General features: G+C 65.6%; 22 protein-coding genes and 1 riboswitch. Of the genes, 14 read left to right on the top strand and 8 right to left on the bottom strand.

Annotation, left to right across the window (positions count from 1 at the left end; all coding sequences use genetic code 11):
• Positions 1-151: 151 nt before the first annotated feature.
• Positions 152-571, top strand: a complete 420-nt coding sequence (locus tag HAV18_RS02630; RefSeq protein WP_166952347.1) for an NUDIX hydrolase — start codon at positions 152-154, stop codon at positions 569-571.
• A 190-nt stretch (positions 572-761) separates the two neighbouring features.
• Here the strand turns inward: HAV18_RS02630 and HAV18_RS02625 are convergent, their stop codons facing one another.
• The 3 genes from HAV18_RS02625 to HAV18_RS02615 form a co-directional block, all read right to left on the bottom strand.
• Positions 762-1,778, bottom strand: coding sequence for an alpha/beta hydrolase (locus tag HAV18_RS02625; protein ID WP_243771526.1), 1,017 nt, complete (start codon positions 1,776-1,778; stop codon positions 762-764).
• 124 nt (positions 1,779-1,902) lie between these two features.
• Complete coding sequence (locus HAV18_RS02620; RefSeq protein WP_166952344.1) at positions 1,903-2,778, bottom strand: hypothetical protein; 876 nt, start codon at positions 2,776-2,778, stop codon at positions 1,903-1,905.
• 242 nt (positions 2,779-3,020) lie between these two features.
• Positions 3,021-3,710: a TetR/AcrR family transcriptional regulator gene (locus tag HAV18_RS02615; protein ID WP_166952341.1), complete on the bottom strand. Its 690-nt coding sequence runs from the start codon at positions 3,708-3,710 to the stop codon at positions 3,021-3,023.
• Positions 3,711-4,392: 682 nt separating this feature from the next.
• Between HAV18_RS02615 and HAV18_RS02610 the strand changes: the two genes are divergently transcribed.
• From HAV18_RS02610 to HAV18_RS02585, 6 genes are all read left to right on the top strand, one after another.
• Complete coding sequence (locus HAV18_RS02610) at positions 4,393-4,992, top strand: hypothetical protein (protein ID WP_166952338.1); 600 nt, start codon at positions 4,393-4,395, stop codon at positions 4,990-4,992.
• An 86-nt stretch (positions 4,993-5,078) separates the two neighbouring features.
• Positions 5,079-6,440 (top strand): FAD-binding oxidoreductase, encoded by a 1,362-nt coding sequence (locus HAV18_RS02605; protein ID WP_166952335.1) that lies wholly within the window; start codon positions 5,079-5,081, stop codon positions 6,438-6,440.
• 312 nt (positions 6,441-6,752) lie between these two features.
• The gene (locus tag HAV18_RS02600) at positions 6,753-7,256 is read left to right on the top strand and encodes a YbaK/prolyl-tRNA synthetase associated domain-containing protein (protein WP_166954099.1); all 504 of its coding nucleotides are present in this window, start codon (positions 6,753-6,755) and stop codon (positions 7,254-7,256) included.
• 62 nt (positions 7,257-7,318) lie between these two features.
• On the top strand, positions 7,319-7,957 hold the full coding sequence (locus HAV18_RS02595; RefSeq protein WP_166952332.1) for a transcriptional regulator: 639 nt from the start codon (positions 7,319-7,321) through the stop codon (positions 7,955-7,957).
• 66 nt (positions 7,958-8,023) lie between these two features.
• The gene (locus HAV18_RS02590; protein WP_166952330.1) at positions 8,024-8,998 is read left to right on the top strand and encodes a threo-3-hydroxy-L-aspartate ammonia-lyase; all 975 of its coding nucleotides are present in this window, start codon (positions 8,024-8,026) and stop codon (positions 8,996-8,998) included.
• A gap of 177 nt (positions 8,999-9,175) precedes the next feature.
• Complete coding sequence (locus HAV18_RS02585) at positions 9,176-9,424, top strand: hypothetical protein (protein ID WP_166952327.1); 249 nt, start codon at positions 9,176-9,178, stop codon at positions 9,422-9,424.
• A gap of 33 nt (positions 9,425-9,457) precedes the next feature.
• On the opposite strand, the gene HAV18_RS02580 is transcribed toward HAV18_RS02585, so the two are convergent.
• Genes HAV18_RS02580 through HAV18_RS02560 form a run of 5 tightly spaced genes read right to left on the bottom strand, consistent with a single transcriptional unit; the run spans position 9,458 to position 13,198 of the window.
• Positions 9,458-10,282 (bottom strand): SDR family NAD(P)-dependent oxidoreductase, encoded by an 825-nt coding sequence (locus HAV18_RS02580; protein WP_166952324.1) that lies wholly within the window; start codon positions 10,280-10,282, stop codon positions 9,458-9,460.
• A 5-nt stretch (positions 10,283-10,287) separates the two neighbouring features.
• The gene (locus HAV18_RS02575) at positions 10,288-11,163 is read right to left on the bottom strand and encodes an SDR family NAD(P)-dependent oxidoreductase (protein ID WP_166952321.1); all 876 of its coding nucleotides are present in this window, start codon (positions 11,161-11,163) and stop codon (positions 10,288-10,290) included.
• 31 nt (positions 11,164-11,194) lie between these two features.
• Positions 11,195-12,187, bottom strand: coding sequence for an NADP-dependent oxidoreductase (locus HAV18_RS02570; RefSeq protein WP_166952318.1), 993 nt, complete (start codon positions 12,185-12,187; stop codon positions 11,195-11,197).
• Between the two features lie 44 nt (positions 12,188-12,231).
• Positions 12,232-12,864 carry a Dabb family protein gene (locus HAV18_RS02565; RefSeq protein WP_166952315.1) on the bottom strand — a complete coding sequence of 211 codons (633 nt, stop codon included), beginning with the start codon at positions 12,862-12,864 and terminating at the stop codon, positions 12,232-12,234.
• Positions 12,854-13,198 carry a hypothetical protein gene (locus HAV18_RS02560; protein WP_166952312.1) on the bottom strand — a complete coding sequence of 115 codons (345 nt, stop codon included), beginning with the start codon at positions 13,196-13,198 and terminating at the stop codon, positions 12,854-12,856. Before HAV18_RS02560 ends, HAV18_RS02565 begins: the two co-directional genes overlap by 11 nt.
• A 167-nt stretch (positions 13,199-13,365) precedes the next feature.
• Here HAV18_RS02560 and HAV18_RS02555 point away from each other — a divergent pair, with 167 nt between their 5' ends.
• The 7 genes from HAV18_RS02555 to HAV18_RS02525 all read left to right on the top strand — a co-directional run bounded on the left by HAV18_RS02555 (position 13,366) and on the right by HAV18_RS02525 (position 20,867).
• On the top strand, positions 13,366-14,424 hold the full coding sequence (locus HAV18_RS02555) for an AraC family transcriptional regulator (RefSeq protein WP_166952309.1): 1,059 nt from the start codon (positions 13,366-13,368) through the stop codon (positions 14,422-14,424).
• 89 nt (positions 14,425-14,513) lie between these two features.
• Positions 14,514-14,707, top strand: a riboswitch (cobalamin riboswitch).
• A 90-nt stretch (positions 14,708-14,797) separates the two neighbouring features.
• Positions 14,798-14,965 carry a hypothetical protein gene (locus HAV18_RS02550; protein ID WP_166952307.1) on the top strand — a complete coding sequence of 56 codons (168 nt, stop codon included), beginning with the start codon at positions 14,798-14,800 and terminating at the stop codon, positions 14,963-14,965.
• Between the two features lie 83 nt (positions 14,966-15,048).
• Positions 15,049-16,977 carry a TonB-dependent receptor domain-containing protein gene (locus HAV18_RS02545; RefSeq protein ID WP_166952304.1) on the top strand — a complete coding sequence of 643 codons (1,929 nt, stop codon included), beginning with the start codon at positions 15,049-15,051 and terminating at the stop codon, positions 16,975-16,977.
• Between the two features lie 236 nt (positions 16,978-17,213).
• Entirely contained in the window at positions 17,214-17,783 is a 570-nt protein-coding gene (locus tag HAV18_RS02540) for a YdeI family protein (RefSeq protein WP_166952300.1), read from the top strand.
• A 379-nt stretch (positions 17,784-18,162) separates the two neighbouring features.
• The gene (locus tag HAV18_RS02535; protein ID WP_166952297.1) at positions 18,163-19,008 is read left to right on the top strand and encodes a GNAT family N-acetyltransferase; all 846 of its coding nucleotides are present in this window, start codon (positions 18,163-18,165) and stop codon (positions 19,006-19,008) included.
• Between the two features lie 261 nt (positions 19,009-19,269).
• Positions 19,270-19,842, top strand: a complete 573-nt coding sequence (locus HAV18_RS02530) for a TetR/AcrR family transcriptional regulator (RefSeq protein WP_166952294.1) — start codon at positions 19,270-19,272, stop codon at positions 19,840-19,842.
• Positions 19,843-19,871: 29 nt separating this feature from the next.
• The gene (locus tag HAV18_RS02525) at positions 19,872-20,867 is read left to right on the top strand and encodes an alpha/beta hydrolase (protein ID WP_166952291.1); all 996 of its coding nucleotides are present in this window, start codon (positions 19,872-19,874) and stop codon (positions 20,865-20,867) included.
• The last annotated feature ends 12 nt before the right edge of the window (positions 20,868-20,879 follow it).

The raw sequence follows: 20,879 nt of genomic DNA, 5'->3' as shown, positions 1-20,879 counted from the left end.
CATTGGCCGGTTTCAAGCTGACGAGCGGCAGCAGGCATCGCGCGCGCTGTCGTTGCGGCCGTGCCGGACGGATGCTTATACCAAATCGAGCGTACGCGTGGATACCCGAGAATCTACACTGACAGCCCAGCTTCCACGATATGGATCATGCATGGAATCGCCCGCCCCCTTCAGTGGTTCAAAGATCGCGCTCTTCAAGAACCGGGAAATCCTCGTCTATCGACGTGACGACAAACCCGACATACCGTTTCCCGGCCTGTGGGACCTGCCCGGCGGAGGCCGGGAAGGCAACGAGACGCCCGAAGCGTGCGTATTGCGTGAACTCCATGAGGAATTCGGACTGGCGATACCGAGCAGCCGGATAGGTTGGTCACGGGTCTATCCGTCGAATCGACCGGACCGCCTGCCACACTGGTTCTTCGCCAGTTGGCTGAGCGATGCGGAAATCGCCGCGATCCGTTTCGGCAACGAAGGCCAGGAATGGACACTGATGGATGTCGACGCGTATCTGCGGCTCACCGATGCGATCACGCATTTGCAGGCGCGCGTGACGGATTATCTGAGTCGTTGACGGCGCACGATTTGCGGCGATTTGCGTTTGTCCGTCGAATGTCGCCTGCGGGTCAACTCCTGCTCGATGCGTTCGGCCGAAGCGGGTCGAAGCGACCATGCCCGTTTCCCACGGCAAACGCTCGACGTCATCTGCCGATCTCCCGCCCCGTTACAGGCCGCCCGCATGGCCGAACCGGACTCGACTACGACTAGCGCCGACCCGCTATCGCTGCGTACACGAACGCCGAAATTGCCTCCACCACACCGTCCGCCAGCGGCAGATCCGGGTTCGAATAAGCAGCGAGGTTTTCCTGCCGCGCCGGCGTGCGAACCGTCTTGAGCGCGTGATTGGCGTCGGCGATCAGCGCCATTTCGGCGCGCGGATTGGCCTGCTTCAGAAGTTCCGCGTCCTGTACGGCAACCTGGAGATCCCGCGATCCCTGCACGATGAGCACGGGCTTCATGTAACCGGCCAGGAGCGCTGCCGGATCCAGGGTCAACTCGCTCATCAGGAAGCGCTGGACTTTCGGCCTGAACAACTGCATGAGTGCCGGGTCGATCCCGGCTGCATCTACACGCTCCCCGGCTTCCAGGGAATCGAGGATCGACATTGCATTGGCCAGGATCGGGGCATTTGCCGGGTTCGACTGCAGTTGCTGCCTCAACACGCGCCCTAGCGGGCGCCCCGCCGTCGATACCAGGATCAGGCCGTCGATGTCGGCCATTTGCCGTGCAGCCGACAACGCTACCAGTCCGCCCTCGCTATGCCCCAACAGCCATACCCGGGAAGCCCGCGTCCGCGCACGAATGGCGGCGACCCACGAATGGACGTCGGCCGCGTACTCGTCGATCGTGACGTCATCGGCATCCGGTATCGCCGACGCACTGCCGTACATGCCGCGCTTGTCGATTCGAACCGACGCGATACCCGCATCGTGCAGCCCTTCCGCGAGCAATCGGTAGGTCGACGCCTGAAGCCAGTTCGGCGCGTTGCCATTCCTGTCGGTCGGGCCTGAGCCCGGCACGATCAACACCACCGGGGCGTCGCCGGAGGCCGGAGACAACAGCGTGCCTTTCAACGGGCCGGCCGGGCCCGGCGCTTCGATTTCCGTCTGCATGGTTTGTAAAAGCTCTCCCTGATGAAGCACCACGGCCAACGGCTCCCACGGCGCATGCGAACGTCGACGGGATTCAACGATGGAAGCAGCCGCGTCGACCCGATGCATCCGGCCGACTCATGCCCGGCCGCCCCCTTCCTGCCGCGCCGTCGTAACCTTGGACGGTCAACTCCTTTCGCCCGCCGTGGGCCTCCCCGGCTCACCCGGCTCACCCGGCTCACAACGCCGAATTTCAGCGCCAGTCGCCGACGAATTGACGCGGCTGATACGTTTTCTCATTCCAGGTAAAACGCGCGGACTTGCCCGACGCAGCCTTGCCCTTCGGACGCACAAGGAGGTCGTAGTGCCCGTTGGTCGTGTGAGGGCTGAACGACAGCACGTAATGAACCTCCGTCGTGTTTTCCGCATCGCAGGCATCCTGCCGTGCGTCCCCCGGATCGTTGCCTTTTCCTGCCTTCTCCGCTACACACTCCGCAGCCCCGTCCTTGTCATAGGTCGACCAATCGGTAGTTGCGGTGAAGATTGGCATCACGCGTGCATCGGCATAGCGATACAGGCTCAGTATCCCGGTCGAGTCGCTATGTGCAGTCGACGTGTAGTTATTGTTGAAGCGAACGCCAAAGGCGGTTTCCTGCGCGCTGATTCGGTAGGGAATGACGTCCATCGTCAGGAACACATTCCATAACATCGGTGACGTATCGACGCGCTCGCTCCGATCACTCGCGAGCAGGTGGAACCCTTGCCCGTCGCGGGTCAGGACACCTGTCCACAATTCCGCGTCGACGTTATCGGTCGGGCGCTGGACCAAGGCGGCCACGACCCACAGCGGCCCTGAAGCCGATGGACCATGCGCCCATGGTGAAAGCGCGACACCCTTGACGCTGTCTGCCGGTGCCGGAGCCGTGCCCATCAGCGTACGCAACGCAGCTTGCTGCTGATCGTTGTCGGTCACGTCGCTCGCGGCAAACGTGCAGTGTGCGACCAGCGCCAGGACGAACGTCAACACCGTTTGCACGTAAAAGTTGAGTTTCCTGCTTTTTCGGGTGCCTGAAGATCGTCGCCCAAAGGATGAATCTTCTCCGCGCTTTTCCAGCGTACCGATCAACATTGCCTGTGTTCTCCTCGTAGATCCTCTTTCCAGCCAGTTGCAAGCAAACCTCGTCGCGTCAACGTCTCTGCGCCTGATTCGATAGGCTTCGACCACTCGAGCACATGAGGGATAGGTCGAACCGCATCTCGGGGATCTGCGTGGGATAGCACCACATCTCGACCAGCCTTGATGTGTAGCATTCCCCGCTTTCCGAAGCTACCCCGATCCAGGCTGACGCCAAGCCGCCGCAGCGGTTCAGCTCATGGCGCCTTGGCCAAAGCCAGAATGGCCATCACCGCGTCGTCCTCGATTCCCTTGATATCCGACGGGAACCGGTTTCTTTGCGGTATCAACACGATGAGCCCCTCGATCTGTGCCGTAACCAGTGCGGCTCGCCTGGCGAGCGCCGCTTGTGACAGCGCCGGGTTCACGGCTTCGATGAATCCGGCGATCACGTTCCGTTGAAACCCGTATCCCTCTTCGAGCATTTTCCGCGCGAACTCTTGAGTCTGGGCCAGTGCCCAGAAGTTCACGAACAGGCTTTGCGTCTGAGGCTGCTTGCCGTCTTCAAGCAACATCCTGACCACTTTCTCCAGGCGGCCCTCGGGTGTCAGCGACGTGTCCGCGCACACACTGTCGTACGTATTGGCGTAGGCCTCCCTCGTCGCGGAAAGGATGGCCGCGAAGATGTCTTCGCGAGTGGGAAAGTAATGCTGCAGGTTCGACAGCGCCAGGCCCGCCTTTGCCGCGACCTTCCGCATGGTCAGCCCACCGTAGCCTTCGACGACGAAGATCTCGATCGCACTGGCCATGATTTTGTTCACCGTGTTCTTGCCGCGTTCGGTCAAGACGCGTTCGTTATCGAGAGCCGCCTTCTTCAAGAATTCCTCCTGCTGCCCGACGAGCGAATGCCCGGGCGATGGTGCCGACGACGCGTCAGCGCCGTTCATGCCCGGTCGAATACCGACCGCGCCGTGCCCGCCCGATACACGGCGAGCGGGGATATAGGTTGGTTGACCGGATTGTGCAAAGCATCGATACCTGACATTGGGTCGTGCCGGTCGACTCGAATCTGCCGTCGGCTTCCAGGCACCGGCTCCACCGTGGGAGCCGAAGTGCCGAACCTGACGGCGACATTCTACGCAGGTTTGGGAATCCGGGGAGACGAGACGGCGTCCATCGGCGGGCGTACACAGGACTTGTCCGGTGCCCGTCTGCAAGAGGAATCCTTGTTCATCTTCCACTTGCTTGAGCACCCCGCTGCAACACTTCCGCCGTGGCGACAAGAACGCCCTTCATCTCTTTCACGAGACTGACGATCCACGACGCCGGCTGCTTGGCGGCTGAGCTCGATGGCCGCAATCGGGTTCCACAGTCGACGTTGCGTGTTCGTCGCCAAAGTTGCACAAATAGGTCACGTGACATATTATCGTCAATACGTACCGGCGACGGCATACGCGGGCGATTGCCCGGCGTGACTCGAGTCGAGCTCCAGCGGGTCGCTTTCCCCTCTGGAAGCCGCACGGAAGTTGAAGAGTGCGGGACCGGCGGCATTTCCGGCGATTGAGTACGCAACCCATTGTTCCGACCATTGACGTCTTCCAGACCTTGATTATTAGGATTACTTCGTGCTTGTTCGAATCGATCGACATGCCGGTAGGGCCGGGAACCGCTTTTTCCTGCCACACACTGGCCATACACGAGCGGAAAATTTTGATGCCGACTAATGCCTTTATCGATGGATTTCATCACGAGATCCAGAACCGCGCCTTCGCGTTGCGTGCCATTGGAAGACTTGCGGGGCGCCTCGACGGTGATCCCCGTCAGCGACTTTGGGCAGCCTATCTGAAACTGGAAGTGTTCAACGCGCCGATTTACCACGCTGCGGCAACTCGTTGGGGAGTGGATGCTTCGCCCAGGTTGACGACGCGGGTAAAGGCATGGGTCGTGAGTTCGGTCCCGAGGTGTCTGCTGAAACCTTTCCTGAAGTACGTGTGCGCGCAGACTGTCGTCTACTGCGAAACGTTGCGCCGGCTTCGGGACATCGGCCCCTCCGATGCGCGCGCCTTTCTCGATTACATGGTCGATCAGGAGGCGTTCCAGATCGACATGATGAAGCGCTCATTGAACGGAGACGATGCCGTGCTGGCAAGCCGCATCGACGCATTCATTCATCAGCACGAGATAATTGCTTCGGATACCGAAATCAATAACCAGAACCAGCGGGCGTAAGCCCTTGTAACCCGGGAAATTCGCCGCTGCGCCCTCGCAGTCATCAATCGGGCGGCGGCCGGATCTCCCCACCTGTGAGCATCGCCATGGCACTCGATCAAACACCCCTGCTTCAGGCCAGGTCGTTCTGGCAACAAGCCTACGGAGACTATTCGCCCAATCCATCGCTGACCGGGGATCTCAAGGTCGATGTCGCCATCATCGGGGGCGGCTTCACCGGGCTGAACACGGCGTTTCAATTCAAGAAGGACAATCCCAATGCTCGAGTCGTCGTGCTGGAGGCCGCCATCGTGGGATTCGGTGCCAGCGGACGCAATGCCGGGTTCAGCACGAAGATGTTCGGCCTCGAGCCGGAAATGGTCCTGCTGCGCTGGGGCAAGCAAAAGACGATCGAGGCCCATCACTACCTGAAGCTCGCCGTGGCGCACACCCGGCACCTCATCGACGAACATGGTTTTCAAGCCGACTACTGCCATGGCGGCCTGGTTCGCGCGAGCTATACCAAGCAGCAATTGGGCCGAATGCAGAAGACGTTTGAATTGTTCCAGCAGCTGGGCATCGACACGGACATGGTGTGGCGCAGCGCGCACCAGTTCCAGCAGGACTTCCAATCGGAACGTTTCGCCGGCGGCATCTACGAGTCGGACACCGGGTATCTGAACCCCTGCAAGCAGGTCCGGTCGCTGAAGGCCCTGGCGATGTCGAGCGGGGTCTCGATCTACGAGCTGACACCCGTCACGAATCTGGAACGAACGCCGTTGTCGGTACGCATCGCGACGCCGCACGGCCGGATCGAGGCAGACAGGATCGTCGTTGCGACGAATGCCTATTCTCGCCAGGTTCCCGGCTCGCCCAAGCTGAAAGCGCGTCAATATCCGCTCTGGACGTATCAGGTCGTCACCGAACCCTTGAGCGAGGCGCAATGGGACAGTATCGGCTGGAAGGCGCGACAGTCGTTCGGGGACAATCGGCAGATGCTGCACTATTTCCGGCCGACGGCCGATGGCCGCATTCTCATGGGAGGCGGGGACGCGATCAGCTACACGACGGACGCCATGGACGAGGTTCCCGCCCCCGCGGCCTGGCGGCATTGCGAGGAACACCTGAAATGGATCTACCCGCAGCTGCGGGACACGCGCATCGACTATCGATGGGGCGGCCCGGTTTCGGTGACGATGGACATGGTTCCGGAGATCGGTTTCATCGACGACGAACGCATCATCTACTCGGGCGGATGTTTCGGTCACGGCGTCGCCCTGACGCACCTCAATGGCCGGACGATCGCGGATCTGTTGAGCGGGAAGCAAACGACCTTGACCGACTTCTGGATCGTGAACCGGAAATCGATGTCGATGAAGAGCGACACCCTGTCGTTCCTGTTCGGCAGGGTGGCCCGTCGAGCGCTGAAGACCTGGGACCGGTGGGAAGAACGAGGGTTGACGAAGTAACGGCGGAGGGTTGCGCGTTCCCGTCGTAGCCGGCGCCGGGTTCGCGTCGCGCTTCCCGCCCGCCCTAAAGGCTCCGTCGTCGGGTCGCGCACCGGCTATTCTCCCCGGCGCTCCGCACCATTGCGTAACGCAACTGTTTCTCGATCCCCCTTTCCACTCGCAGCGCCCTCCACTCCCCGGCTTCTCGCCCCTTTGCCACATACGTGACAAAACGTCTATAATTCGACAATTCATCGACCGGCACGCTGAAGCATGCGAACCCGAGCGCGCCTCGATTCCCCGGCCCCACCTGCCCGGAGCGACATGAGCGCCATGAGCGACTACCCCGTTTTCGACACGCTTTGCGATCTGCTGAACACGTCCGGCGCGCGGTTCCGCGTGCTGGCGCATCCGGCCGAAGGCAAATCCGACGCGATCGCCGCGCTGCGCGGCACACGCCCCGAACAGGGCGCGAAGGCGATGCTGTGCACGTTCAAGGATGGCGGCAACGCCACCGCGCTCGCGGTGATTCCCGGCCACCTGAAGATCGATTTCCGCAAGGTCGCCGATGCGCTCGGCCGCCGCAAGGCCACACTCGCATCGCCCGACCTCGCGGCCACCGTCACCCGCTGCGTGATAGGCGCCGTGCCGCCGTTCGTGTTCGACGCCAGCGTGACGCTCGTGGTCGATCCCGCCCTGGTCGAACGCAACACCGAGATCGCTTTCAACGCGGGCCGCCTCGACCGCTCCGTCGTGCTCGACGCGGCCGACTATGTGCGGATCGCGCAGCCGCTGCTCGCCGACATCACGCGGCCGCACGCGGCGGACGGCGAGTAACACGCCGGTTGCCCCTTTCCCGAAGCCGTCGCATCGATCCGAAACCTGAACGCGAAACCACCATGACCACCACCCGGAACAAGGCGCTGTCCGAGCAGGCCTCGCTGATCGAACAGGTGCAGCGCATTGCCGAAGGGCTCGGCGCGATGTTCGCGCCGTTCACCGAGGTCGTGGTCCACGACCTGCGCACGCCGAAGCACGCGATCCTCGCGATCCACAACAACCTGTCGGGGCGCGCCGTCGGCGATCCCGCGACCGAGCTCGGCCTCGCCCGCATCGCGGACGACGATTTCCCGCAGGTGCTCGCGAACTACCCGAACCGTTTCGCCGACGGCCGCACCGCGAAAAGCACGTCGATCGGCATCAAGGATTCGACCGGCCGCTACGTGGCCGCGCTGTGCCTGAACGCCGACGTCACGCTGTTCCGCGGCTTCCAGGGCATGCTGAACCAGTTCTGCAGCACGGACGGCGAAGCCGTCGCGGAAACGCTCGACCCGGCCGGCGCGGACGCGATCCGGCAGCGCATCGACGCATTCGCGATGCGCCTCGCGACGACGCCGCGCGAGCTGAAGACCGACCAGCGCCGCGAGCTGATGCAGACGCTGAAGGCCGACGGCTTCCTCGAAGTGCGCCGCGCGATGGAAATCGTGTCGCAGCATCTCGGCGTCTCGCGCGCGACCGTCTACAACGATGCGAAATGATTCCGGATGCCGGCGCGCCGTGCGCGCTGCTTCCCTGTTGACTGACCTTTCCGACCCCGAGCGATCATGAACTCTCCGACTCTCCCCACGTACGACGACGTTGCCGCCGCCGCGGCCCGGCTCGAAGGCCATGCGCACCGCACACCGGTGATGACGTCGCGGACGATCGACGAAGCGCTCGGCGCGCAGGTGTTCTTCAAGTGCGAGAACCTGCAGCGCATGGGCGCATTCAAGTTCCGCGGCGCGTTCAACGCGCTGTCGCGCTTCGACGCAGAGCAGCGCCGCCACGGCGTCGTCGCGTTCTCGTCCGGCAATCATGCGCAGGCGATCGCGCTGTCGGCGCGCATGCTCGGCATTCCCGCGACGATCGTGATGCCGCAGGATGCGCCGGCCGCGAAGATGGCCGCGACGCGCGGCTACGGCGGCAAGGTCGTGACCTACGACCGCTACACCGAGGATCGCGAGCAGATCGGGCGCGATCTCGCGGCGCAGCACGGGCTCACGCTGATCCCGCCCTACGACCACCCGGACGTGATCGCCGGCCAGGGCACGGCGGCCAAGGAACTGTTCGACGAAGTCGGCCCGCTCGACGCGGTATTCGCGCCGCTCGGCGGCGGCGGGTTGCTGTCGGGCACCGCGCTCGCCACACGCGCGTTGTCGCCGCACGCAACGCTGTACGGTGTCGAGCCGGAAGCCGGCAACGACGGCCAGCAATCGTTCCGTTCCGGCGCGATCGTGCATATCGACACGCCGCACACGATCGCCGACGGCGCGCAGACGCAGCACCTCGGCAACCTGACGTTCCCGATCATCCGCCGCGACGTCGACGACATCCTCACCGCGACGGACGCGGAACTGGTCGACTGCATGCGTTTCTTCGCGACGCGTATGAAGATTGTGGTCGAGCCGACCGGCTGTCTGTCGCTCGCCGCCGTGCGACGGATGAAGGATGCGCTGCAGGGCAAGCGCGTCGGCGTGGTGATCAGCGGCGGCAACGTCGATCTCGAGAACTTCTGCGCGCTGGTGTCGGCGCCGGCATGAACGTCGCGGCGCGCGTGAACTTTCCGTCATCCGCGCCGCTTCACGCCTACACGCCTACACGCCTACACGCCTACACGCCTACACGCCTTCACGCCTTCACGCCGCGTTAAGTTTCGCGCCCTAGACTGATTACGTTGTCCCGCAGTCAGTCGCACAGCCAGTCGTGAAGGAGCCACCATGAAAACGCACGCGATCGTCGCCGCCGCCCTGGCGGCTGCATCCCTTTCGGCGTTCGCTCAACCGGGCGTGACGTCATCCGGTTTTCCCGCCGCGTCGCCGCACGACGCGATCGCGCAAGCGGTGCACCGCTCGCCCGCCGCGTTGCCGCACGCCGGCTTCGTGCTCGCGAAGATCGATCAGAACAATACGCCACCCGATCGCGGCGGCGACCCGAGCGGCCGCACGCACTCCGGCACGCACATGTGACGGCGCGCCGGGCGCTGCTGCCGCGCCCGGCCCTCAGAATGCCGGCAACGACGGATCGCGTGCAGCGAGAATGTCGTCGGTGCGCCGCTGCAGCGCGCCGTCGATCGTCTCCGGTTGCGGAATCAGCCAGTAGCGCCCGGCACGGATGCCGTCGAACACCCGCTCGGCGAATGCGTCGGGCGTGAGCCCGTGCGCGTTCAGCATCGAGCGCATCGTGTCGACGAAACCGCGCACCTCGGGCCGGTCGTGCGCCGCGCCGAACGGGTCGTTGAAGATGCCCGAGTGCACGGGGCCAGGCGCAAGCAACGACACGCCGACCGGCGCGCCGAGCATCTTCAGTTCTCCGTACAGCGATTCGGTCAGCGCGACCACCGCGAATTTCGTCGCCGAATAAGGCGACATCAGCGGGCTCGGCAGGAACCCGCCGACCGACGCGGTATTCACGATGCGCGCCGGCACGTTGCGTTCGAGCATCCGCGGCACGAAGCTGCGGATCCCGTTCAGCACGCCGTGCACGTTGATCGCGAAGCTGCGCTCGAAGCGTTCCGGCGTGATTTCCCAGCTGAAGCCGGTCGCCATCACACCCGCGTTGTTGAACAGCAGGTCGACGCCGCCGAAGCGCTGCCAGGCGGCTTCCGCCAGTGCGTCGACGGCTTCCGGCCGGCTGACGTCGGTCGGCACGCACAGGACGTCGGTGTCGAGCGTCGCGGCGAATGCGTCGAGCTTCGCCGGGTCGAGATCGGCCAGCACGACGCGCATGCCGAGCCCGGCAGCATGGCGTGCGAGCCCGCTGCCGATGCCGCTGGCCGCGCCGGTGATCACGGCGGTGCCGCCGTCGAAGCGAATCGAATTCGTCATATCAATCAAAGTCCTGTCGGGTCGATGTGGGGATGCGCATACGCGGGAATCACCGGCGGCGGCAGCACGGTGCGGCCATCGAGCGAACGCACCGCGAGCTGCTGCGCGAGCGGGAAATGCAGGCTGTGCGTGACGAGGCCCGTGCGTTCGCGTGCCGGCAGGCTGCACAGCGCGAGCGCGGTTTCGGCGAGATACGCGACATCCTCGGTCGGATAGCCTTCGGGGATGTAGCGCGCGGCGCCCGGCGTGCGGATCGCCGTGCTCGGCGCGACGAGATTCACCGCGATGCCGTCGGCTTCGAGCTCGGCCGCGAGCCCTTGCGTGAAGCGCGACAGTGCCGCCTTCACCGCCGCATAGACGGTCGCGCCGCCCGCACGCGAAAAATCGTCGAACGGCCGCAGCGGCGGCAGCGCCGTCACCGAACCGACGTTCACGATCCAGCCCGCGCCGCGCGCACGCATCAGCGGGATCGCGGCCTGCGCCAGCGCGAACGGAATCCGCAGATAGTGCTCGATCGTCGTGTCGAACATCGTCATCGGCATCGCGTCGACGCACGCATAGTCAGCCACGCCCGCGTTGTTGACGAGGATGTCGAGGCCGCCGGCCGCCTGCGCCGCGCGCCCGACGAGCGCATCGCGCTCGGCCGCGTTCGACAGGTCGGCCGCGAGCGCGATCGCGCGGCCGCCGGCCTGCTCGATCAGCGCGACCGTTTCGGCGAGCGTGCCGGCAGTCGCGGCCGATTGCGTGAGGCTGCGTGCCGTCACGACGACGGTCGCGCCTTCGGATGCCAGGCGCTGCGCAATCGCACGGCCAATGCCGCGGCTTGCGCCCGTTACGAGCGCGCACTTGCCGGCGAGCACGCCGGTTCGGGTATCGGTCATCGTTGTCTCCTGTGATGGGCGTGCGGGCGGCTCAGTCGGCAATATCCGCAACATGAAGCACCAGCTTCGTTTTCGCCTCGCCCGTTTGAACGAGATCGAGTGCGCGGGCCGCCTGTTCGAGCGGAAAACGGTCGAAACGCGGCACGCGCAGTGCGCGCCGTTCGAGTTGCGCCGCGATCCGGCCAAGCGTGCCGCCGCTCGGCATCCGGCTGTAGGTCATCGCGGTGCGCAGGCCGCGCCGGGCAGCTTCGGCGGCCGTCGCGGCCAGCCGCTGCGCATCGCCGGGCGCGAGCGTCATGATGTTCACCAGGGTGCCGCCCGGTGCCAGCAGGTCGAGCGCGGCGGGCAGCGTGTCGCCGCCGACCGCGTCGAGTACGAGGTCGACCCCGCCGGGCGCCCACGCATGCAGCGCCGCGGTGATGTCCTGCGCGCGATAGTCGATGCTTGCAGCCGCGCCCAGCGATTCGACCGTCGCGCGATTGCGCGCCGAACACGTCGCCGCGACGCGCGCGCCGGCCTGCACCGCGAGCTGGATCGCGAACGTGCCGACCGCGCCCGCGCCGCCGTGCACCAGCACGGTCTGGCCGGCCCGCAGCCCGCCGTCGTCGAACAGGCCGGCCCACGCGGCGAGCGCAGGCGTCGGCACGGTGGCGGCTTCCGCCAGGCTCACCGTGTCGGGCACGCGCACGACCGAGTCGTGGCGCACCGCCACGTATTCCGCATACGCACCCCAGCGCCCCGCGCCGACGTCGGTCTGCGCGAACACGCGCATGCCGGGCGCGAGACCGTCGACGCCGTCGCCGACCGCTTCGACCACGCCCGCCGCATCGAAGCCGATCACGAACGGAAACGTGTATTGCATGAATGCGCCAAGGTAGCCTTCGCGGCATTTCCAGTCGGCGGGATTGACGCCTGCAAAGGCAACGCGGATCAGCACGTCGCCGGGGCCCGGCGTCGGTGCCGGTACGTCGGCCATCCGCAAGGCGTCGGAATGACCGGCGCGGTCGATCAACAGGGCTCGCATCTTCGTGTCTCCAGGGGTGTTGTCAGCTTGATGGGCGCGCCGCGTCACGCCGCCGTATCGGCCAGCAGGCTCGACGCGAGCGGACAGAACGCATGCGAGATCGCATCGACCGTCCAGTCGGGGCTTTCGGCATCGAACCGGCGATCGACCCAGCCCCAGTGATACGGATGCATCAGGTATTCGCCGAGCAGATCGCCGACGTGCGCGAATTCCTGCTGCCACACGTGCGTCCATGCGCCGGGCGTCACGATCCGGCTCAGGCGCCAGTTGCGGATGCCGGGCATGAACGCGGGCATGCGCAACAGTTCGCGTTCGAGCGCGGCGACCTGCGCTGCGCCGGCCTGCGGCCGCACGCGCAGCATCAGCGTGCGCCACACGCCGTTGCGCAGTGCCGGTTCGCGCAGGCCGCCGCCGATCGCGCGGCACACGGCGCCGTCGATGCGCTCGATACCCGGCAGTTGCGCCAGCTCGGCAAAATCCGCCGCGCCGTCGGCCGCCGAATCGTCGCGCAGCACGTCGAGCGTGTAGTCGCCCGCGCCCCAACTGCCGTCCAGATTGCGTGCCAGCGCCACGCGTTTCGCGCCCACCAGTGCGTGCGCGGCTTCGTGCAACGCGCGCTCGATTCCGCCGGTGTCGCGATCCGCCGATACGAACACCTGCGCCGTGTCATGCCGCATGATCGACCTCCGTCAGCGCGGGCAGCGGCGCATCGGCGTCCGTCATCACATGGCGGCGGCGCACGTCGCACAGCGCGTCGACAGCCATCCAGAAACCGACCACGTCGGCATCCGTCAGCGCGCGCATCCGGTAGTAGGCCGGCGCATCCGCCACGTGCCAGGTCAGCCACAGCGTGCTCGGCTGCCCCGGCGCCGCGACGGGCGGCGACACCCAGCGGCCCGCCGCCGTCAGCCCGCGCGCCGCGTGGCCCGGCAGGTAACGGTCGCGCAGCAGCGCAAGCACGTCGGGAATGCGCTCGGGCGCGAGCGTGATTTCGTCTACGATCTGGATCATTCGCGTGTCGTCCGTGGTCGTTCGTGACAGGGATGCGCGGCCGGCCTACGCCGTTCCGGCGAGGCCGCGGGCGGCCGGCGTGGATAGCATTGTTGTGCGGCGACGGTCCGCAGACCCCTACCGGCCCGCTCACCGGCCCCTGTCGCAACGATCAGATCGGGAAACTCATGAAACAGCGCGCCATGCCGGCCCGCGGCCGCATCCTGCCGGGCCTCGGCGCGCGCCTGCTGAGCGAACTCACGCGCAGCGGCGCGCCGCCGGCCGACCGCGATGCGCCGCCACTTCTACCCGCGACGACGCCGCGCGATTTCGTCGCGCTGTACCGCGACGCGATCGAGCGGCTCGAGGCGCAGGTCGCGCGCGGCGACGGCCACCCGCCGATGCGCAAGCGCGAAGTCGACCTGATGTGCCGCTGCCTGCTGAGCTGTGCGACGCTCGCCGACGCGATCCGCTGTGCGGCCGAGTTCTGCGAAATGCTCCAGCCGCGCGCCGGGCACCTGACGCTTGCGATGCGCGACGGGCGCGCGCTGTTCCGGATGGATTCGCTGCGGCGTACGCGCAGCCCGGCCGCGTGCCTCGTCGACCTGACGGGGCTGTTCTGCTACCTGCAGCTGTTCGGCTGGCTGATCGGGCAGCCGTTGCGGCCGGCCGACGTGTGGCTCGGCCATCCCCGCCGCGACGACGCGATGCCGCTGCTCGGGCTGTTCAATGCGCCGGTCGAAGTCGGCCGCAGGACCTACGGCTTCGCATTCGATGCAACGCAGCTCGCGTGCCGCGTGATCCGGCAGCCGGCCGAGCTCGACGCGTTTCTCGTCGATTTTCCGTTTCGCCTGATCGATGCGGCACCGGCCGTCGTGTCGTGGACGCAGCAGGTGCGCGGTTTCCTCGATGCGGCGCTCGCGCACGAACAGGCGTTGCCGGCGCTCGCCGAGCTGGCCGCGTGGCTCGGTGTCAGCGAGGCGACGTTGCGGCGGCGGCTGGCGGCCGAGCACACCGGTTATCACGCGCTGCGGGAGCAGTGTCTCGCCGAAGCCGCGCAACGCTGCCTGTGCGAGACGGACTGGCCGGTCGCGCGGATTGCCGCGCATCTCGGGTTCGGCGGCGAGGAGGCGTTTCGCCGCGCGTTCGTGCGGTGGACGGGTGTCGCGCCGAGCCGGTTCAGGCGCGATCGCAAAGTTGCAAACCACCCCGTTTCGTCAGACATGAAATGCGGCACCGATGCATGAAAGAAAGGATTTCGAAAGTTTTCACCCGGCAATGACGTTTTTTCGCATCCCCGCGCGACCGGATAATTGACGCGCCGGCGCGCACGCCATTACCCTTGCGCGCTGATGGTTCCCGGAGACGGGATCAAAAGGGAACGCAGGAGAGGCCGCGCCTCGAATCTGCGGCTGCCCCCGCAACTGTGAGCGGCGAATCCGTGCCACTGCATGCCACTGGGAAACCGGGAAGGCCGGCACGAATGACGACCCGCGAGCCAGGAGACCTGCCATCGACCCGAGGTCCAAGCAGCCGCACCGGGCGGGGTGTCCCGATGCGCCAGGCACCGCCGTTGGCGGTCGCCCGTTGCATGGACGGCCCGACCTCAGGATCCGCCCGATGTCCACTGTTACCGCATCCGCTTCCGCACCGGAAGCGTCGCGCCGGCACGCCGCCGGCCTGCACGGCCCGCCCGCTCGCGCGTGCCGCTTCCTTTCGATGGCGTCCGCCGGCATGCGCCGCGCCGACGCCCGCGACAACGGCCTGCCCGGCCCACTCGCGCGATAACCCGATCACCGATAACAAAACCGGTGCTGCCCGCCGCCCGCTCACGATCGACGCATGCGCAGCCCGATGACAACGACAGCCTCATGAAGATTCGACACCTCCTTGCCACGTCCGCCGCGACCGCGCTCCTCTCGCCCCTCGCCCACGCCGCCGGCGACCCCGCGATTTCGCAACCGGCCCCGGCCGCCGAAGGCGCCGACCTGCCGACGATCAACGTGACCGACACGCGGCGGCTGCCCGAGTCGTTCGACCAGCGCTACGCGACGACCCAGGTGCTCACGCGCACCGATCTCGACCGGCTGTCGCCGAGCGAGCCGAGCATCACGCAGGCGCTTGCGACGCTGCCCGGCGTGACCGTCTCGCAGAACGGTGGCCCGGGTTCGTCCGCGTCGGTCAGCATCCGGGGCTCGTCGGCCAGCCAGGTCGCGGTGTTCATCGACGGCATCCGGATCGGCTCGCCGACCACCGGCATCGCGCCGTGGGCCGACCTGCCGACCGAAGCGTTCGAACGTGTGGAAGTGATTTCGGGGCCGGCCGCCGCGTCGTTCGGCGCCAATGCGATGGGCGGTGTCGTGCAGCTCTTCACGCGCCGCGCCGCCAACCAGCCGAACCAGACGACCGTGTCGTTCGGCGACGGGTCGAACAAGACGTTCGACACGCAGCTCCGCACGTCGGGCACGGTGCCGTCGACCGGGCCGCTCGCCGCGCTCGGCGGGCTCACCTACTCGCTCGGCCTGCATTCGTACAACACGGACGGCATCGACTCGACGCGCCCCGTGCTGCCGTACCATGAGGCCGGCCGCAACCCGTACCACGCGCAGGATCTCGATGCGCGCCTCGGCTACGCGCGCGACAACTGGTCGATCTCGACGTTCGCGCTGTATCACCGGTCCGATCTGTCCTACGACAACAGCGGCTATGCGAACCGCCAGCTCGATCATCAACTGACGACCGGCATCGCGTTCCACCTCGACATCACGCCTGACACGCAGTTCGACCAGTCGTTCGGTTATGCGAACGATCGCCAGTTCCTCTACGCGAGCGATCCGACCATCCCGACCGACCAGATCAATTCACAGCGCATCAGCACGTCGACGTCGTTGACGCATCAGGAGCGCGGGTTCCATCTGTTCGGGCTGCCGCTGTCGGGCGAGACCAAGCTCGCGTACGACTTCACGCGTGAGCAGGCGTTCCTGCCGGTCGATATTCCCGGTGGCGTACCGACGCGCAACGATTCCGCGTTCTCGCTGCATCAGTCGGCGACGCTCGGCAGCGTGACGATGTTCCTCGCGGGGCGCCATGAAATCATCGCCGGGCAGTCGGTGAATACGGGTAACGCGGCGCTGTCCTGGGCGATCACGCCGGTCTACACGGCACGCGTTTCGTACGGCAATGCGTTCCGGCTGCCTACCTTCAACGACCTGTACTACCCCGGCTACGGCAATCCGAATCTCAACCCGGAGCGCAACACGTCGGTCGAGGCCGCGGTCGATGCGAACACGTCGTACGGAACGTTTACGGCCGCGATCTACGATACGCGGGTCACGAACCTGATCGCGTACAACCCGGCGACCTTCTCGCCGATGAACATCGGTCGCGCGCATATTCGCGGCATCGACCTGTCGTACAAGGGGACGATCGGCCGCTCGACGCCGGTGAGCCTCGCGATCGGGATCCTGAATCCGCAGGACGAGACCAACGATTCCTGGCTCAACCGCCGGCCGCGTCAGACGGTCAGCCTCAACATCGATCACACGTGGGATGAGCTGCACCTGCATGCGTTGAGCACGGGGGCGTCGCTGCTTTATGGCGGCACGACGTTCGATGATCCGGCCAACTCGACCTATCTGCCTTCGTACCTGACGGTGGGGCTGCGTGCTTCGTACCGGATCAATTCGCATCTGACCGTGTCGGCTACGGTGTCGAACCTGTTCGATCGGCAATACATGACCGCGTATGGCTACAACACGCTTGGGCGGACGGCGTTCGGGAAGGTGAGTTATACGTTCTGACGGGTGGATGGAGAGGCCTTGGCGCGTCGGGCCGCGAGGTCTCTCGTTGAAAAGCAGTGTTCGACGCGTCCGTCGCCGGGTCTTGGAAACGGGGATTCCGCCACAAACCGGTCGACGGGCCGGGGCTACGAATCGGCCGGTCTTCTGGTCGCACCACGGACGTTGATGTCCGTATCAACACTGTTAGACTGCGGACGCCTTCCCCGCACATGGACTCAACCATTCAGGACAGTGACATGACCGAATGCGCCCTGACATTTACCAGTCAGATCGAATGGGAAAGCTGGCTAGGGCAAAACGGCAGCACTTCGACCGGCGCATGGCTGCGTCTGGCGAGAAAAGGCACCGAGGAGCGAACCGTCACCTACGAACAGGCGTTGGAAAGCGCCCTCTGCTACGGCTGGATCGATGGTCAAAAGCGGGCTGAGAACGAGCAATACTGGTTACAACGCTTCACGCCACGCTCCGCAAGAAGCATCTGGTCCAAACTCAACACCGACAGGGCCGAAGCGCTGATCGCCGCAGGCAGAATGCGCCCGCGCGGCATGGGCGAAATCGAAAAGGCCAGGAAGGACGGCCGCTGGAAGGCGGCTTATACGTCGGCCGCCAATTCGATCGTGCCGGACGACCTACAGGCAGCATTGGACGCAAATCCGGGAGCCAGGAAGTTTTTCGCGACACTGAACAGCCGGAACCGCTATGCAATCCTGTTTCGGGTACAGAACGCAAAAAAACCGGAAACAAGGGCGCGTAAAATCGGGGAATTCATCGAGATGCTGAACCGTGGCGAAACCTTCCATCCATAGATTTTTCGCTGACGGCGTTTTCCCAATCCGGGGCATGTAGGCTGTCGTGGCCGCTTCGGCTCAGCAGCCGTCCTGCGCGGGAAACGTCAGAAGGGCCCTTGTCGGCCGATACAAGTCCATTGCGGTGCGCGTCAAGCAAGACCAATCGTGACAACCGTTGTCCGGCAGATTTTGAACCTTCGCCGAACGCAACCACGCCATCCGCCTCGACCCACCGCGTGTCGGCCATCGACAGTACGGCTGTACCCTCCCCACGCTCATACCCGTTCCCGGGATTATGATGACCCGATCGGCAGCCACGAGGCTGCCCGCCAACGCTTCCCCGATGCATTTACCGTAACGCAATGCGCATTCCCGAGCGCAGCGACCGAGGTGAACCATGGATCAAGGCGAAGACTTCATCGTGCGCACCATGTCGGCCGACGAGGTGGCAATGTCGGTCGAATGGGCGGCTGCAGAAGGCTGGAACCCCGGCCTGCATGATCCGTCCTGTTTCCGGGAAGCGGACCCGGCCGGGTTCTTCGTCGGCGTCTGCCGCGGCGAGCCGGTCGCGTGCATCTCCGCTGTCGCCTACGACGAACACTTCGGCTTCATCGGCCTCTACATCGTGAAACCCGGGTTTCGCGGCAAAGGCTTCGGCATCCGAATCTGGCAGCACGGCATGCGTTACCTCGGAGACCGCAACATCGGGCTCGATGGTGTCCTGGCCCAGCAGGCAAACTACCGGAAGTCCGGATTCGCGCTCGCATACCGCAACATCCGCTATCAGGGGCGCGTGGACGGCATCGGTTGCGCGCACGTGGTGGCAGCCGCCGACGTGCCGTTCGAGCAGTTGCTTGCCTACGACCGCCAGTGCTTTCCCACGGCGCGCGAGCGTTTCGTCTCCGCCTGGATCGCGCAGCCGGATGCCGTCGCGCTCGCGACGCTCGACGGCAGCCGTGTCGCCGGATACGGTGTCGTGCGGCGCTGCAAGGCGGGCTGCAAGATCGGGCCGCTGTTCGCCGACGACGCAGGCGTTGCCACCGGGCTGTTTCGCGCGCTCGCGGCGCGCATGCCCGGCGAGGTCATCGTGCTCGACGTGCCGGAAACGAACCCCGCGGCCGTCGCACTGGCGGAACGGCACGGCATGACGAGCGTCTTCGAAACCGCACGGATGTACACGAAAGACGCGCCGGCGATTGCGATCGATCACGTGTTCGGGGTGACGTCGTTCGAGCTGGGGTGATCGTCACGGGCCGGGCAGATGCAGATCTGCCGCGACAGCCAGGTCGGCATGGCAGACAGCTCGACGCATGTTTCTCTCCGCTTCCTGGTGCGCAACACTCAGCCATGGCAACTGTTCCCGATCACATGAAGGCATGGCGCTTCGAAGCACCGGAACACGTCACCCCAGTGACGCATCGGCAGCACCGGCACGCACGGAGAATTGACATCACCCCAAAACCTAATACAATTAGTTTTTTTACTAATATGAGTAGCATACGCCATGCCACGCGCCGGCATCACCCTGGACAAACTCGTCGAAGCCGGCGCACAGCTCGCCGATGAAACCAGCTTCGAGCACCTGACCGGCGCAGCGCTCGCGCGTCACTTCGACGTCAAACTGGCCAGCCTGTACTCCCATATCCCGAGTTTCGACGACCTCAAGAGCCGGATCGCCCTATTCGCGCTGAAGGAACTCGCCGATCGCGCGACCGAAGCATTGGCCGGCCGCACCGCCAAGGACGCGCTCACCGCGCTCGCCAACGTCTATCGCGACTACGCACGCGAACACCCCGGCCGTTTTGCGGCCGCGCGCCACCCGGTGAGCGCCGAACGCGCCGCCGAAAGCGCCGGCGGCCGGCTCGTCCGGATGACCTCGGCCGTGCTGCGCAGCTACGACATGCCGGAAGCCGAACAGGCGCATGCGATCCGCCTGCTCGGCGGCTTCTTCATGGGCTACGTCACGCTCGAACGCGCCGGCGGTTTCTCGCACAGCGCACCGGCTTCCGATTCTTCGTGGTCGCGCAGCCTCGATGCGCTGGACGTGATGCTGCGCCACTGGCCTTCTGCCGCATGACTCGCCCAACGTCCAACGGAACCGAATCGATGAAAGACCACCCCGACGGCGTCGTCCTGCCGAGCCGTGTCGTCCCCTTCCCGGCGTCGATCAGTGAAGAAGCGCGAACCGCGTTGCGACGACTGGTCGGCAGCGACGGCATGCCGCTGAACGCGCGGCACGTGATGCCGGCCCCGGACGATTTCGACGCATGGATGCGCGTGAAGGCGGCCGCGGACGCGCACTACGCGGCAGCCATCGAGCAGCTCGGCGGCTATCTGCGTTCGAGCGTGGAGACGATCCGGGCCGGCGCCGCGGACGTGCACGTCGCCACGCCCGAAGCATCGGCTTCCGACGAATGCGCATACATCGACCTGCATGGCGGCGCACTGGTGCTCGGCGGCGGCGCCGCATGCCGCGCCGGCGCGCAGATGCAGGCCGACCGGCTCGGCATTCGCTGCTACGGCGTCGACTATCGCCTGCCGCCCGAGCATCCGTATCCGGCCGCGCTCGACGATTGCATCGCGGCATATGCGTACGTGCTGGAGCGCTACGCACCGGAAAACGTCGTCATCGGCGGCCGCTCGGCGGGCGGCAACCTCGCCGCCGCGATGGTGCTGCGCGCCCGCGACGAAGGGTTGCCGCTGCCGGCCGCGCTGGTGCTGCTGTCGCCGGAAGTCGACCTGACCGAATCCGGCGACAGCTTCGAAACCAATCGCCTCGTCGATGTCGTGTTGCCGACGTCGCTGATGCCGAACAACCTGCTCTACGCGAACGGCGCCGATCTCGCGCATCCGTACCTGTCGCCGCTGTTCGGCGATTTCGCGGCCGGTTTCCCGCCGACCTTCATCCAGAGCGGCACGCGCGACCTGTTCCTGTCGAACGCGGTCCGCCTGCATCGCGCGTTGCGGCGCGCGCAGGTGCCGACCGAGCTTCACCTGTTCGAAGGGATGCCGCATGGCGGGTTCATGGGCGCGCCCGAGGACATGGAACTGGGCCAGGAAATCGCACGCTTCGTGCGTGCGCATTTGCCGGCATTGAATTGAATCCGTCGAGCG

The sequence above is a fragment of the Burkholderia sp. D-99 genome, from assembly GCF_011605345.1.
Classification (GTDB): Bacteria; Pseudomonadota; Gammaproteobacteria; order Burkholderiales; family Burkholderiaceae; genus Burkholderia.
Note: the sequence above shows the minus strand (reverse complement) of the source record. Positions and strands in the feature narration are given on the sequence as shown.